We start from the raw sequence: 14,212 nt of genomic DNA, 5'->3' as shown, positions 1-14,212 counted from the left end.
GCCATGGCCATCCGGTTTTTTCTGTAGGTGTCGCAGACCGGCATGAGGCCGATTGAACGGAAATTTACCGATTTATGACAACGATGTCAACAACGGCACCGCTTCGGCCGAAACACCCCCCCTTGGCTGCAGCTATCAGGCCGGCGCCATCTCGATCCGCTATACAATATATATTGTTGTTATTAATGACTTTATTTGGACTTCTAATGGCCGAGCATTAGCCCCTGCAAGGCCCGCCGGGGATATTGACATCGCTATCAATGGCTGTCATTGTCTTGCAAAAGGCCGCCCTAGAGTCTTTATTTTTAGCCGACGGCGGACCAAGGGCACACCAACCACCACGACGAGCGCGTACCGCATGAATCAAGGGCGCGCGGGGAGAGAGAATATGGCAGTGACACCCGGCATTTCGAGCAGCGCGGATCCTTCACCGGTGAAGGAAGACGGCGCGCCCATCCATGCGCCCGGATTGCAGGGATTCGTCTTCGCCTTGTTCTTCATTTTCGGCGGCATCACCTCGCTTAACGATGTCATCATCCCCAAGCTGAAGGAATTGTTCACGCTGAACTATACGCAGGCCATGCTGGTGCAGTTCTGCTTCTTCACCGCCTATCTGGTGATCGGTATTCCCGGCGCCAAACTGGTCAAGAAGATCGGCTACATGCGCGGCGCGGTTGCAGGCCTCGTGACTATGCTGTTCGGCTGCCTGCTATTCATTCCTGCATCGCAGACGGCGACCTATGAGCTATTCCTCTTCGCCCTGTTTGTGCTGGCAAGCGGCGTGGTGCTGGTCCAGGTGGTTTCAAACCCGCTCATTTCCCTGCTCGGCCCGTCTTCCACGTCCCATAGCCGACTGACGTTCGCCCAGGCCTTCAACTCGCTTGGCACGACCGTTTTTCCGATTGCCGGTTCCATCCTTATCCTCGGAAGCCTGGCGTCCCTGAGTGCAGATCAATTATCGGGCGCTGAACTGGACGCCTATCGCGTGGCGGAAAGCCAGGCGATCGTGAATGGCTATGTCGGCATTGCCATAGCGTTGGCGCTGGTGGCCGCCGTGGTCTGGGTGTTCCGCGACAAGCTGCAGGGTGAACGGCATGAGCCCAGCTCCGGGCTTGGCGGCGCCGATCTTCTCAAGCGCCCTCGCTTCGGCTTCGGCGCGCTATGCATTTTCCTTTATGTTGGCGCCGAAGTATCGATTGGTTCGCTGATCGTGAATTACCTGATGCAGCCCGGTGTCATGGGTCTGCAGGAACAGGCGGCGGGCAAACTGATCGGCCTGTATTGGGGCGGCGCGATGGTCGGCCGATTTATCGGATCGGTAGTGCTGCGCATGGTGAGTCCGGGAAAAGTGCTGGCATGCGTGGCCGTAGGTGCTATCGCCCTGATCGCTCTATCGACCAACAGCACCGGCATGCTGTCAGGCTACAGCCTGCTGGCGATTGGCCTGATGAATGCGATCATGTTCCCGACCATTTTCAGCCTCGCGTGCGAAAAGCTGGGTAGCCGGGCTGCGGATGGATCCGGCATCATTAATGTCGCCATTTTCGGTGGAGCGGTGATCCCGCTTCTCACTGGCGTCATTGCAGATGTTAGCGACAGCCTTTCTTTTGCGCTCGTACTGCCTGCAGCCTGCTATGCCATCATCGCCGGTTTTGGCATCTATGCGCGCAAGCCGGCGGTGGCCTGAATCCTCTGCCACCTGCAAACCGGACAATTACGATATGCGCTTGCTGCTGTTGACCGTCATTCTGGTGGTAGGCCCGGATCTGGCACACTGCCGGACCTCAACAGAGCCTGCGCCCCCCGCGGCGCAGGCGCAGACGTGGCAGGATGGGGATCTGCTGTTTGCGGATGAGTTCAATTCCGGCCAGCTCGACCGGTCGAAATGGAATGTCATCGGCCCGGATTTCTGGGTGAACAACGAGCAGCAAGTCTATATCGACGCGCCTGAAACCATCCGCTTCATGGCTATTAGCGAAACAGCCGGTGCTGATGGCGGGGCGCTCGCCCTGCAGCCTATGTACTGGAAGGGTTTCGAAACGCCGGATGGACGTAAGGTAGATTTCGTTTCGGGCCGAATCGATACGCGCGGCAAGTTTGAATTCACCTATGGCCGCGCGGCCGCGCGCATCAAGATGCCCGACGCGATCGGCGTCTGGCCGGCCTTCTGGCTACTGGGCAACGGCAAATGGCCCGATACCGGTGAAATCGACATCATGGAATATGTGGGTGAGGCCGACTGGACTGGCGTTGCCTTGCACGGTGAGGGATATTTTGGCGATACCCCGCTGGTCAACAAGCATTTCTTTCCGCCGGAAACCGATGCCACCCAGTGGCATGAATATGCGGTGGAATGGACGTCTGACCAGATACGCTTCCTGGTGGATGGCAAACTCACCTATCGCGTTACCCGTAAAATGGCAGAGCATTACGGGAAATGGAGCTTCGACACACCCAAGTTCGTGATCCTGAATTTCGCCGTGGGCGGCGCCTATCCATTCAAGACCAATGGCATCGAAGTGCCCTATTCAGGCATCCCTGCCAGCACGGTTGAACGGATCAGGCAAGGCGATATCGCCATGGTTGTGGACTGGGTCCGCGTATATGGCCGCAATAAACCCTGAGAGAGGGTCGCTTCGTTTTCCGTAGCGGCCCTGATCAGACCTTATGCAACAACGCGTAATAAAATCCATCACCATCATCCTCGCCAGGCATCCGTTGCCGGCCGACTCCGCTGACTCTACCAAAACGGGCATCCAGGGGCAAAGCATTGGCATCAGCATGCTGCTGTAGGAACTGGCCGATCAGCAATTCATTTTCCGCCTTCAGCACCGAGCAGGTGCTGTACAAAAGACGTCCGCCTGGACGCAGATGCCGCCAGGCGTTTTTCAGAAGACGCCATTGCAGAGTGTTAAGTGCGCCGATGTCCTTCTCACGCCGGTGCCATTTCACATCCGGTTGCCGGCGGATGATGCCGGTGGCCGAACATGGTGCATCGAGAAGAATGGCATCGAACTGCTGTGGCAGGGATTCCTGAAGCGGCTGTGTGGCATCCAAGGCATGCACAGCAGCGGCATCCTCGCCACAGCCAAGACGCGCGAACAGCGCGTTTATTTTCGGAATCCGGTCGGCTTCGCTGTCGGTGAGCAGCAACATGGTCGGTGTGGCTTCCAGTAATTGCGCCGACTTGCCACCGGGGGCGGCACACATGTCCCAGACCGTTTCACCCGCTTTCACTGCCAGCGCAATGGCCGGAAGCTGCGCCGACAGATCCTGTACCGCAATGCGGCCTTCCGGCCAGCCCGGCAATTGCATCGGTGCGATGGCGGCATCGATGCGGATGGCCTGCGCTGCGATTTCGGAAATCCGGTGCGCAATCATCTGCGTTTGCAGTGCGGCGGCGATAGCCTCGCGCTCCTGCGATCCCCCGGGAATGCGCAGCCACAGCGGTGCCACCCGGTTATTGGCGGCGACGATGTCGGCCCAGGACTCCGGCCAATCCGCACGCAGGCGCGTCAACAGCCAGTCGGGATGGCTTTCCTGGATGCCGATGTCGTCACTGGCCGGCAAGCCCTCGCGTTGGCTGCGGCGCAGCACCGCGTTGATCAAGGCGGCATGCGCGCCCTTGCCGAGCTCGCGTGCAGCTTCCACCGTCGCCGATACCGCGGCATGCGGTGCCAGCATCAGCAAATGCAATTGCGTGAGCCCCACCAGCAATAGGGCATGGCTGAGCGGTTCGCTCGGGGCCAGCGGCTTGCTCAGAAAACGGCCCAATGCAAATTCGAGGCGGCGCCGATGCCGTACGGTACCGACCGTCATCGCCTCCAACAGGGCGCGGTCACGGCCGTCGGCGAAAGCACTGCGTTCCTGCGCCAATACCGCTTTCAGCGAACGTCCCTGAAAGATCTGATGTATGGCCCGTGCCGCGGAAACCCGGAGCTGGGCGCCGGCGCTGTTCAAAGCGCCAGCGGCCGGGCGTTGAGATATTCGGCCGCCGACTGCACGCGCCCGCCGTCGCGCTGGACTGCCAGCAATCGCAACGCACCCTGCCCACAGGCGACATCGATGCCGTCTTTGCCAGCGGCCAGAACTGTTCCCGGCGGTTTGCCGGAATTGTGGTCAAGCCCTATCGCCTGATACACGCGCAAGCGCTCGCCCTGCAACTCGGTTTCGGCCACCGGCCACGGGTTGAAGGCGCGGACTTTGTCCGCAAGGGATTTGGCGGCGAGGGTCCAATCCAGTTTCGCTTCGGATTTTTCGATTTTGCGCGCATAGGTGACGCCGTCTTTCGGCTGCGCTTCCGCCTGCAACGTCATGCCGGCGCGGGCCAGGGCCAGGCCGTCACGCAGCACTTCCGCACCCAGCTGCGAAAGCCGGTCGTGCAGGCTGCCGCCGGTCTCCTTCGGGCCGATCGGTGTTTTCAGTTGCAGCAGCACGGGTCCGGTATCCAAGCCCTTTTCCATCTGCATCAGACAGACGCCGGACACGGTATCGCCAGATGCGATGGCGCGCTGGATCGGTGCGGCACCACGCCAGCGCGGCAGTAGCGAGGCATGAACATTCCAGCACCCCAGACGCGGCGTATCCAGCACCGCCTGCGGCAGGATCAGTCCATAGGCCACGACCACCATCAGATCAGCAGCATGACTGCGCAGCATGTCCAGCGCTTCATCCGATTTGAAATTCAGTGGCTGCTGGACCGGCAGGCCAAGTTCGAGCGCCGCCTGTTTGACCGGCGACATCTGCAGCTGACGGCCGCGGCCGGCGGGGCGATCGGGTTGCGTATACACCGCCACGACTTCGCCGCGTGCGGCACCGGCGCGCAGGGCAGGTACGGCGAATTCCGGCGTGCCGGCAAAGACGATGCGTAGCGACACTCAGGCCTCGGCGCTGAGCTTGCGCAATTTAGCCAGCTTCTTTTCCGCCAAGGCACGCTTCAGGGGCGACAGATGGTCGACGAATACTTTTCCGATCAGATGATCCATTTCATGCTGGATGCAGACCGCGAGCAGGCCATCGGCCTGAAGCGTGAACGGCTGGCCGGACCGGTCGAGGGCCTCCACGGTAATCTGGTTATAGCGGGTGACATCGGCGTAGATGTTCGGCAAGGACAGACAGCCTTCCTGATACACCTGCTTGCCGTCGCGGGCCACGATTTTCGGATTGATGAATACCATCGGCTGACTTTTATCTTCGGAAATGTCAAGCACTAGCAATTGCTTATGGACATTGACCTGGGTCGCGGCCAAGCCGATTCCGGGTGCATCGTACATGGTCTCGAACATGTCATCGATCAGAGCAGACAAGGCCGTATCGACCGCCTCGATGGGAGAGGCGAGCGTGCGCAGACGCTTGTCGGGGTATTCCAATATGGTGAGTAAACTCATGGCCGTTGTCCGGTTTAAAATTCGACAGGAGGCTATTTTACTCCCTGCTGCAAATATCGGTGCGATTTCGGCTATATTGTCAGTAATAAGAAGTGTTAGGGGGGATTCACCATGCGCAAATTACTCGTCGCTTTGACCATGAGCGCCAGCCTGTTGGTCATGCAATCGGCCGCCGCCAATACGCTCAAAACCGGCCACCCCACCGAATATGTCGTGGTAAAGGGCGACACCCTCTGGGACATCGCCGGACGCTTCCTCGACAAACCCTGGCAATGGCCGCAGATCTGGAAAGGCAATCCACAGATCAAGAACCCGAACCTGATTTATCCCGGGGATATGGTCCGGCTGGTCTATATCGACGGCAAGCCCTACCTGAGCGTGAACGATTCCGGTACCCGCAGCAGCGGCGACTCCCCGGTCGGCGCGATTGACACCTCGATGTACCGCGCCTACCTGAAAGATTTGCGCATTTCCAGCGATTTCAAGACTATGCCCTACGTGTTGGGCAATCAGGAAGGCCATCTGCTCGGGACCACCGACCGGGTGGTTTATGTGCAGGGCCTGAAGGATGTCGGCGTGGGTGAAACTGTCGAAATTTTCCGCGCCACGATGCACTTCGGCAGCGGTTACATGAATCCCCACAACCGTCTGTCGACTTCACATCTGGATGCACGTGGCGATCGTATGGCAGTGGATGGCGAACATCTCTGGAACACGACGTCCGACAAGCCCGGCTCACGGACCTATGTCGGTACCGAAATGGTCCGCGTCGCCAATGGCGTGGTCAGCAAACTCAGCAGCGATACCGCAACCGTCATCGTGACCGAAGCCAACCGCGAAATCAGGCAGGGCGATCGCGTCGCTCCGGCGGCCGGCGGCGACTATGACCCCTATTACTATCCGAGCCCGGGTCCAGACATCGGTGCGGAAATGCGTATCATCGCCGTACGTGACGGCATGATCGCCGGCGGTCGCACCATCGTAGCAATTCCGCTCGGCAGTCTACAGGGCGTCCTTAACGGCAATACCTACTCTATCTGGCGGCCGGGTGATGTCGAAGCCGATCGCATCAAACACGGCAACGAAATCGCTGCGCAGAGCAACCGCAAACACATGCCGCAGGAACGTGTTGGCACCCTGATGGTGTTCCGTACATTCGACAAAACCAGTTATGCCATCGTCATGAACAATGCCTTGCCAATCATGCCAGGCTATTTCCTGCGCCACCCCGACGCGAATTAATCCTGACGTTACCGGAAGCTTTTCCGATACTCGGCGCCCTCGGGTGCCGTTATCGTTTAGGACATGAGAGATGTCCCGCTGGCCTGCCTGCAACTGATTCACAGCACCGCCCGCTCCGGGAAGATTCGTGATGCACTTATGCATTACCGCGATCCGGCAATGGCATGGGACGCCCTGTGCCAACTTGACCGCAGTTTGAAGCCCGGACTGAAAGCGAAGCAAGCTCTCCTGGACCGCGGCAGAGCCTGGCTTGAAGGTTCCGGCAATCATCTGATCGCCTGGCATGAACCCGATTATCCGCCGTCCTTGCGTCAAACGTCCTCGCCACCGCCCTTCCTGTTCGTGCGCGGACGACGCGACATGCTCTGGCACCCGCAGATTGCCATCGTCGGTACCCGCCAAGCGAGCGCGGCCGGTACCGAGTGCGCCCATTATTTCGCTCGGAGGTTGGCTGCACAGGGTTATACCATCACCAGTGGACTGGCCTGCGGCATCGATGCCGCCGCCCATGAGGGCGCGCTGCTCACCGGACATACCCTCGCCGCACTGGCTACCGGGCCCGACCTGGCCTTTCCGCGCAGCAATGCCGGACTGTACCGGCGCATTTGCGAAGCCGGTGCCATCGTCACCGAGCATCCGCCTGGCGTGCCAGCCCTACGCAGCCACTTTCCGGCACGTAACCGCATCATCGCGGCGCTCAGCCAGGGCACCTTGGTGATTGAGGCCGCAATCCGTTCCGGTGCTCTGATCACCGCACGTCTGGCCGCTGAGCTGGGGAAAGAGGTCATGGCGGTGCCGGGTTCGATCCACAATCCGGTCGCTTACGGCTGTCACCAGCTGATCCGTGAAGGGGCGTTTCTGGTCGAGCAGCCCGAGGAGGTCCGATACATCCTTGGCTGCAGCCTGGGTGCTCACGCTTCAGGCGTAATCCCGGATGCGCAATTGCCGCCAAATCCGCCAACGACTTCGCCCGAACCGCAGCGCCTGAACACCCAACAACAACAAGTGTGGCAAGCACTTGGACACGATGCGGTAGCCATCGACACGCTCTGTCTGCGCACGGGATTGACAGCAGCGGATATCTCGTCCATTTTGATGGACATGGAACTGTCGGGCTGGGTTGAAAACCACTTCGGTCGCTACCATAGAGGGATGCACGACGCACCGTCAGCGAGAGGGTAATGAAAGAATCGATACTGAATGTTTTACTCTACCTTTTCGAGCATTACATCTACGACCACCCCGAGCTGGTTCAAGACCCCGACACTCTGCAAAACAATCTGATTCAGGCCGGTTTTTCGCCCACCGAAGTCAGCAAGGCGTTCGATTGGCTTGAAACCCTCGCGCAGGACCGTCCGCAATCGGCAACCAGCGCCCTGCAGGGTCCGATGCGTCTGTTCGCAGAAGCCGAGCTCGACCGCTTCGATGTCGAAGCCCGCGGCTTTCTGATGTTCCTCGAACAGCATGGCGTGATTTCGGCCGAGCAACGCGAACTGGTCATCGATCGCGCCATGGCGCTGGATCAGGATGATATCGCATTGGATGATCTGAAATGGGTAGTGCTGATGGTGCTGTTCAACCAGCCCGGCTCGGAAGCGGCATTTGCTTGGATGGAAAGCCAGATTTTCATCGATGACCCCGAGCCGGTGCACTGATCGGCAGCCATCCGGACTTGACAGCACCCCCCGACTTGGTGCCTTAATAAAAAAGAACCAGCCCGCCGCGTGCGGGCTTCGGCTTCTGTTTCACCCGTTTTCCGGAGCAGCGCATGGCAAAAAATTTACTGATTGTTGAATCGCCGGCGAAAGCCAAAACGATCAATAAATACCTCGGCAAGGACTTCCTGGTTCTGGCCTCGTACGGGCATGTCCGGGATCTTCCGGGCAAGGACGGTGCGGTCAATGTCGATGACAACTTCGCCATGCGCTACGAAGTGCAGGAAAAGAACCAGAAGTATGTGGACGCCATCACTAAAGCCGCCAAGGACGCCGATGCGGTCTATCTGGCCTCCGATCCGGACCGTGAAGGTGAGGCCATCGCCTGGCATATCGGTGAGATTCTCACGGAAAAGGGCCTGCTTAAGGGCAAAGCCCTGCATCGGGTAGTGTTCACCGAAATCACCCCGAAGGCCATCGCGCATGCGGTCGAACATCCGCGCGCCATCGCCGGTAATCTGGTCGACGCCTACCAGGCGCGGCGGGCGCTCGACCATCTGGTCGGTTTCAATCTGTCGCCGATCCTGTGGCGCAAAATCAAGAACGGCCTGTCGGCCGGACGCGTGCAGTCGCCGGCACTGCGCCTGATCTGCGAGCGCGAAGACGAAATCGAGGCCTTTATCAGCCGTGAGCACTGGTCGTTCACCGCCCAGTTACAGGAAAAAGGACAGAGCTTCAGCGCCCGTTGCGTAAAGCTGGATGGCGGCAAGTTCGAACAATTCAGCATTACCGATGGCAAAACCGCGGAAGTCGCACTGGCGCGCCTAAAAGCCGCTGCCGGAAACGCCTTGAAAGTGGCGGAAGTCAACCGCAAGGAACGCAAACGTCGCCCGTCGCCGCCATTCATCACCTCCACCCTGCAGCAGGAGGCCGCGCGCAAGCTCGGTTTCACCACCAAGAAAACCATGCAGATCGCACAGAAGCTGTATGAAGGCGTCAACGTCGGCGAAGAAGGCACCGTCGGTCTGATCAGCTACATGCGTACCGACTCGACCAGTCTTTCCGGCGAAGCACTCGGCCAGTTGCGCGAGGTCATCGCACAGGAATTCGGTAAACACAACCTGCCGGCGGAAGCCAACGTCTACAAATCGAAATCGAAGAACGCCCAGGAAGCGCATGAGGCCATCCGGCCGACCTTTGCCGGACGCACACCGGCCCGCATCGGCAAATACCTGAGCGACGACGAACGCCGTCTGTACGAACTGATCTGGAAACGTGCAGTGGCCTGCCAGATGATTCCGGCCACGCTCAACACGGTCAGCGTCGAACTCGCCGCCGGCCCGCAGCACGGTTTCCGCGCCACCGGCACCACCGTGGTCGATCCGGGCTTCCTGCTGGTGTACGAAGAAGGCAAGGACCAGAAAGACAGCGAGGACGACGAGGCCAACACCCAGCTGCCGCCACTGGCCGAAGGCCAGAGCGTCACGCTCGACGATATCCTCGGCGAACAGCACTTCACCAAGCCGCCGCCGCGCTACACTGAGGCCAGCCTGGTGAAAACCCTGGAAGAGTACGGCATCGGACGGCCATCGACCTACTCCAGCATCATCCAGACCCTCATCTATAAGGCCTATGCACTGCTGGAAAGCCGCGCGTTCCGGCCGACCGACGTCGGCCGTCTGGTCAACCGCTTTTTGACCTCGCATTTCGAACATTACGTCGACTACGACTTCACCGCCAAACTGGAAGACGAGCTCGACTCGGTGTCCCGCGGCGAGGAGCCGTGGACGGTGCTGATGGAAAAATTCTGGAAAGAGTTCAAGGCCACGCTCGACGAGAAGACCGACGAGGTCAACCGCTCGGAAGGCACCGGCCAGCGCGATCTCGGCATCGATCCGGTGTCCGGCAAGCCGGTATCGGTGCGCATGGGCAAATACGGCGCATTCGCGCAGATCGGCAGCAAGGACGACGAAGACAAGCCCAAATTCGCCTCGCTGCGCCCGGAACAGAGCATCTTCACCCTGCAGCTTCCGGATGCACTGAAACTGTTCGAGCTGCCGAAAGACCTCGGCGAACTGGAAGGCAAGCCGGTCATGGTCGCCATCGGCCAGTTCGGTCCGTACGTGAAGCATGGCGACACCTTCGCGTCGATTCCGAAAGAGATTGATCCGTATCAGATCGAGCTGGATAAGGCGGTTGAACTGATTCACGGCCGCCGCGAATACCTGGCCAACCGCTTCATCAAGACCTTCGATGGCACCGAGATCCAGATTCTCAACGGCCGCTTCGGTCCATACATCACCGATGGCGCGTTCAATGCCAAGATTCCGAAAGACCGCGAGCCGGCCTCATTGACGCAGGACGAATGCGAAGCCCTGCTGGCCGAAGGCAAGCCGGTGCGTAAGTTCGGTCGCGCCGCCAAGAAAGCCACTAAGAAGGCCGTCGCGAAGAAAACACCTGCCGCCAAAAAAACACCAGCGAAGAAGGCTGCCAAGAAAACTGCAAAGAAGAAAGCCACAGTCAAAAAAACGGTAAAGAAGGCCACTAAGAAAGCCGCCAAAAAGTCTGTCAAGAAAGCAGCGAAGAAAACCGCAAACGCCTGATACCCGCATACCGCATGTCTGCCGAACTGGTCCGCCCAAGTACAAAATACCAGAGCAGCTACCGTGCATACATCGCGGAACTCGGCGACGAGGAGCGCTACCCATTTCCCTTGGACTTCGACCACAAGGACTTTCCTGCGCTGCTGCGCCGGCTCAATGATATCGAAGCCGGGCGGAATTTGCCGGAAGGGTATGTGCCCAGCTCGACCTATTGGCTCATTGAACACGGAGAGCTGGTCGGAGTATCGAATCTCCGCCACATCCTGAACGAAAGAATCTTCAACGCCGGCGGCCATATTGGCATGGGCATTCGGCCGCAGGCGCGTGGCCGTGGCCTTGGGAATTTTCTTTTATCGCTCACCATCGCAGAAGCGCGCAAGCGGGGCATCGCTGAGCTGCACATTCACTGCTATAAGCACAACGAGGTGTCCGCCAGAATGATCATGGCCAATGGTGGCGTGCTGATTTCCGAGAGATCGGACGGAAATTCCGCCGATCTGATACAGCGCTATGTGATTGCGGCTCCTTAGCTTAAAAGCACCGCGGCAGACATTCGGCCCGGGAGATTCTTGCAATAACCAACATGCGGATCATCCCGGATAGTGTGCTAACCGCAAACATATGGATTGGCGGATGTCCTGCGCGAAGCAGGCCGAGCGTCAAAAACCGTAACGCAGAAATCCGCCATCCACCGCGATGCATTCGCCGGTGATGTAGCTGGCGGCCGGCAGGCACAGAAACGCAATGGCGGCCGCCACTTCTTCCGGCTCGCCGATGCGGCGCATGGGCGTGCGTGAAATCACTTCCTCGAAATAGTCGGGATTCGACAGCGCTTCGGAAGTGCGCCGGGTGCGGATGTACCAAGGCGCCACCGAATTGACGCGGATGCCGTCACTGGCCCATTCGCAGGCCAGGTTTTTGCTGAGCTGGTGCACCGCGGCCTTGCTCAGGCCGTACAGCGGGCCAGTGCGCACATGGGTCAGCCCGGACACGCTGCCGACATTGACGATGCTGGCGCTGCCGTGCTGCTTGAGGAACGGATGCGCCAAGCGCGCAAGTTCGAACAGTGCATGCACATTGGTGTCGAGTACGGCGGCGAAATCGTTTTCGGTGAGATCCAGCGTGGGCTTGCGGATATTGGTGCCGACGTTATTGACCAGGATCGACAGCGGCAGATCCAGATCGGTGATCCAGTCGAAGATTTCCTGGCGCTGCTCGGCATCGCTGACATCGGCGGCGAAATAGCGCGCCACCGCGCCCTCGCATTCCTCTTCGATCTCGGCGGCGGCTTCGGCCAGCTTGGTTTCGTCGCGCGCCACTAGCAAGACTTCGGCACCGAGGCCGGCCAACTCGCGCGCCGCAGCGCGTCCGATGCCGGCACTGGCGCCGGTCACCAGCGCGGTCTGTTGCTGCAGACGCCAGCGCGGATGCATGGCCTCAGAACGTACAGAAGCAATGCGCGACGGCGTTCACCGATTTGCTGGTGTTGCGGTCGAGCCATTGCAGATCGGCACGGATCTGTTGGCCCATGCGGGTCTGTTGGATCAGCCCGAGTGCCGGCGAGGCCCAACGCACCAGACCCTGGGTTTCGCTGTTGCCGGCGAGATTGGAAACGAACTGCTCGAACGGCGACATCGGCTCCTCGATGTAATCCACACGGTAATCGTTCTTGCCCAGCTTGGCGCGTGCGGCGGCATCATCAATGGCAACCTGCAATCCACCGAAGGCGTCGATCAGGCCTTTCTGCTTGGCCTGGAATCCACTCCAGACACGACCGCGGGCGTTGGCGTCAATCGCCTCAGGCGTCTGCTTGCGGGCTTTGGCAGCTTTGCTGATGAACTGTGAATAGCCATGGTCGATGACACTCTGGACCACCTGCTTGGTCGGGTCGTCCATCGGCCGGGTCATGTCGAAGGCGGCCGCCCAGGGCGTGGTGGTGACGCCGTCGGAGCGTACACCGATTTTTTCCAGCGTCCGTGGCGCGCGGATCATCAGGCCGAAGATACCGATGGAACCGGTGATGGTCGATTCATCGGCATAGATGCGGTCGGCGTTCATTGAAATCCAGTAACCGCCGGAAGCGGCCACGTTCGCCATCGACACCACCACCGGCTTGCCGGCGGCCTTGGTCAATTCCACTTCGCGGCGGATCTGCTCGGAAGCGAATACGCTGCCGCCGGGCGAATCGACCCGAAGCACCAGGGCCTTGATCTCGTCATCTTCGCGGGCGGCACGGATCAGTGCCGAGGTGCTGACGCCGCCGACCATGCCCTGCGGCTGCTCACCGTCGACGATTTCGCCCTGAGCGACCACCACGGCCACGGCATCCGCCTGCGGCTTGGTCATTTCCTTACTGTTGACGTGTCCGAGATAATCGATCATGTCGATCTGCTGGAAGCTGCCGCTTTCGTCATCGAAGGCAACGCCTTGATCGACCAGGTACTGTTCCATCTCGTAGGCGGTTTTCAACCCATCGACCCATTTTTCATTCAAGGCCAACTGCGCCAGATTGCCTTTGACCGCTGCCAGACGCTGCGGTAATTCCTTGATGGCGGCGGCGATGGCCTCCGGGGCAATACCGCGGGCGGTACCGACCTGCTGCAGATAGCGTTGCCAGATGTCGTTCATCCAGTACAAATCGGCCTGCTTGGATTCCTCCGAGGCGGCATCAAGAATGAACGGTTCGGCAGCCGATTTGAATTCGCCGACACGGAATAGATGTACATCCAGACCGAGCTTGTCCTGCAGCGCTTCACGGTAAAACAAACGGTAGCGGCCGAGACCTTCGGGAAAGAATGCACCTTCGGGATCGAGGAATATTTTATCGGCCTGCGCCGCCAGCAGATATTGTTTCTGTTCGTAGTTATCGGCAAAGGCATATACCGGCTTTTTGCTGGCCTTGAAATCCTTCAGAGCCGCGGCGATTTCGCGAGTGGATGCCATTCCCGGCGCATTGTAGCCGCCGGTATTCAGCACCAGATGGGTGATGTGCGAATCGTTCTTGGCGGCTTTGATGATGCGCAACACATCGCGTAGCAGGATTTCACGCTCGCCACCGCCCTGGACTTCAGCCAGCGCGGTACTGATGGAGTCGACCGTGCGCTGCTCGACCAGTACACCTTCGAGATCGAGCACCAACGCGGTATTGTCTCGTATCGGCGTGAACGACTTGGCCGACATGCCGGCGGAAATCACCGCAAGGATGCCAATCAGGACAAACAGCATGATAAGATTGAACACCAGATGATTGGTGAAGTTGATGGCGTTCCAGAGAAACTGGAAAAAGGTGCGGATTGGGCCCGGTTTGGCATCGCTCATGGCGCAG

The 14,212-nt window shown here is 59.4% G+C and carries 12 protein-coding genes; 7 read left to right on the top strand and 5 right to left on the bottom strand.

All coding sequences use genetic code 11. The annotated features are described in order from the left end of the window. Nucleotides 1-52 precede the first annotated feature (52 nt). Together ACIQ0Q_RS02415 and ACIQ0Q_RS02410 are read left to right on the top strand one after the other, a co-directional pair. Nucleotides 53-1,687, top strand: a complete 1,635-nt coding sequence (locus tag ACIQ0Q_RS02415) for a sugar MFS transporter (protein ID WP_395771353.1) — start codon at nt 53-55, stop codon at nt 1,685-1,687. 34 nt (nt 1,688-1,721) lie between these two features. Continuing rightward, entirely contained in the window at nt 1,722-2,624 is a 903-nt protein-coding gene (locus ACIQ0Q_RS02410; protein ID WP_395771352.1) for a family 16 glycosylhydrolase, read from the top strand. Between the two features lie 34 nt (nt 2,625-2,658). Here the strand turns inward: ACIQ0Q_RS02410 and rsmB are convergent, their stop codons facing one another. From rsmB to def, 3 genes are read right to left on the bottom strand one after another with little or no spacing between them, the layout of a single operon-like run. Next, the gene (rsmB, locus tag ACIQ0Q_RS02405) at nt 2,659-3,960 is read right to left on the bottom strand and encodes a 16S rRNA (cytosine(967)-C(5))-methyltransferase RsmB (protein WP_395771351.1); all 1,302 of its coding nucleotides are present in this window, start codon (nt 3,958-3,960) and stop codon (nt 2,659-2,661) included. Further along, nucleotides 3,957-4,877, bottom strand: coding sequence for a methionyl-tRNA formyltransferase (fmt, locus tag ACIQ0Q_RS02400; RefSeq protein WP_395771350.1), 921 nt, complete (start codon nt 4,875-4,877; stop codon nt 3,957-3,959). Before fmt ends, rsmB begins: the two co-directional genes overlap by 4 nt. Next, nucleotides 4,878-5,387 (bottom strand): peptide deformylase, encoded by a 510-nt coding sequence (gene def / locus ACIQ0Q_RS02395; protein ID WP_395771349.1) that lies wholly within the window; start codon nt 5,385-5,387, stop codon nt 4,878-4,880. Between the two features lie 111 nt (nt 5,388-5,498). Between def and ACIQ0Q_RS02390 the strand changes: the two genes are divergently transcribed. The 5 genes from ACIQ0Q_RS02390 to ACIQ0Q_RS02370 all read left to right on the top strand — a co-directional run bounded on the left by ACIQ0Q_RS02390 (nt 5,499) and on the right by ACIQ0Q_RS02370 (nt 11,417). Further along, nucleotides 5,499-6,629, top strand: a complete 1,131-nt coding sequence (locus tag ACIQ0Q_RS02390) for a LysM peptidoglycan-binding domain-containing protein (RefSeq protein ID WP_395771348.1) — start codon at nt 5,499-5,501, stop codon at nt 6,627-6,629. A 63-nt stretch (nt 6,630-6,692) separates the two neighbouring features. Next, nucleotides 6,693-7,811 carry a DNA-processing protein DprA gene (gene dprA / locus ACIQ0Q_RS02385; protein ID WP_395771347.1) on the top strand — a complete coding sequence of 373 codons (1,119 nt, stop codon included), beginning with the start codon at nt 6,693-6,695 and terminating at the stop codon, nt 7,809-7,811. Continuing rightward, entirely contained in the window at nt 7,811-8,284 is a 474-nt protein-coding gene (locus tag ACIQ0Q_RS02380) for a DUF494 family protein (RefSeq protein WP_395771346.1), read from the top strand. Before dprA ends, ACIQ0Q_RS02380 begins: the two co-directional genes overlap by 1 nt. Before the next feature lie 113 nt (nt 8,285-8,397). Further along, nucleotides 8,398-10,887, top strand: a complete 2,490-nt coding sequence (locus ACIQ0Q_RS02375) for a DNA topoisomerase I (RefSeq protein ID WP_395771345.1) — start codon at nt 8,398-8,400, stop codon at nt 10,885-10,887. A gap of 14 nt (nt 10,888-10,901) precedes the next feature. Beyond that, nucleotides 10,902-11,417, top strand: a complete 516-nt coding sequence (locus ACIQ0Q_RS02370) for a GNAT family N-acetyltransferase (protein ID WP_395771344.1) — start codon at nt 10,902-10,904, stop codon at nt 11,415-11,417. A 129-nt stretch (nt 11,418-11,546) separates the two neighbouring features. Here the strand turns inward: ACIQ0Q_RS02370 and ACIQ0Q_RS02365 are convergent, their stop codons facing one another. Both ACIQ0Q_RS02365 and sppA read right to left on the bottom strand, forming a co-directional pair. Continuing rightward, the gene (locus ACIQ0Q_RS02365) at nt 11,547-12,320 is read right to left on the bottom strand and encodes an SDR family oxidoreductase (RefSeq protein ID WP_395771343.1); all 774 of its coding nucleotides are present in this window, start codon (nt 12,318-12,320) and stop codon (nt 11,547-11,549) included. Between the two features lie 4 nt (nt 12,321-12,324). Then, nucleotides 12,325-14,205 (bottom strand): signal peptide peptidase SppA, encoded by a 1,881-nt coding sequence (sppA, locus tag ACIQ0Q_RS02360; protein ID WP_395771342.1) that lies wholly within the window; start codon nt 14,203-14,205, stop codon nt 12,325-12,327. Nucleotides 14,206-14,212 lie beyond the last annotated feature (7 nt).

This window comes from Arenimonas sp., assembly GCF_044348765.1.
Classification (GTDB): domain Bacteria; phylum Pseudomonadota; class Gammaproteobacteria; order Xanthomonadales; family Xanthomonadaceae; genus Arenimonas.
The sequence above is the reverse complement of the archived record's forward strand: the minus strand, read 5'-3'. Positions and strand labels throughout refer to the sequence as shown.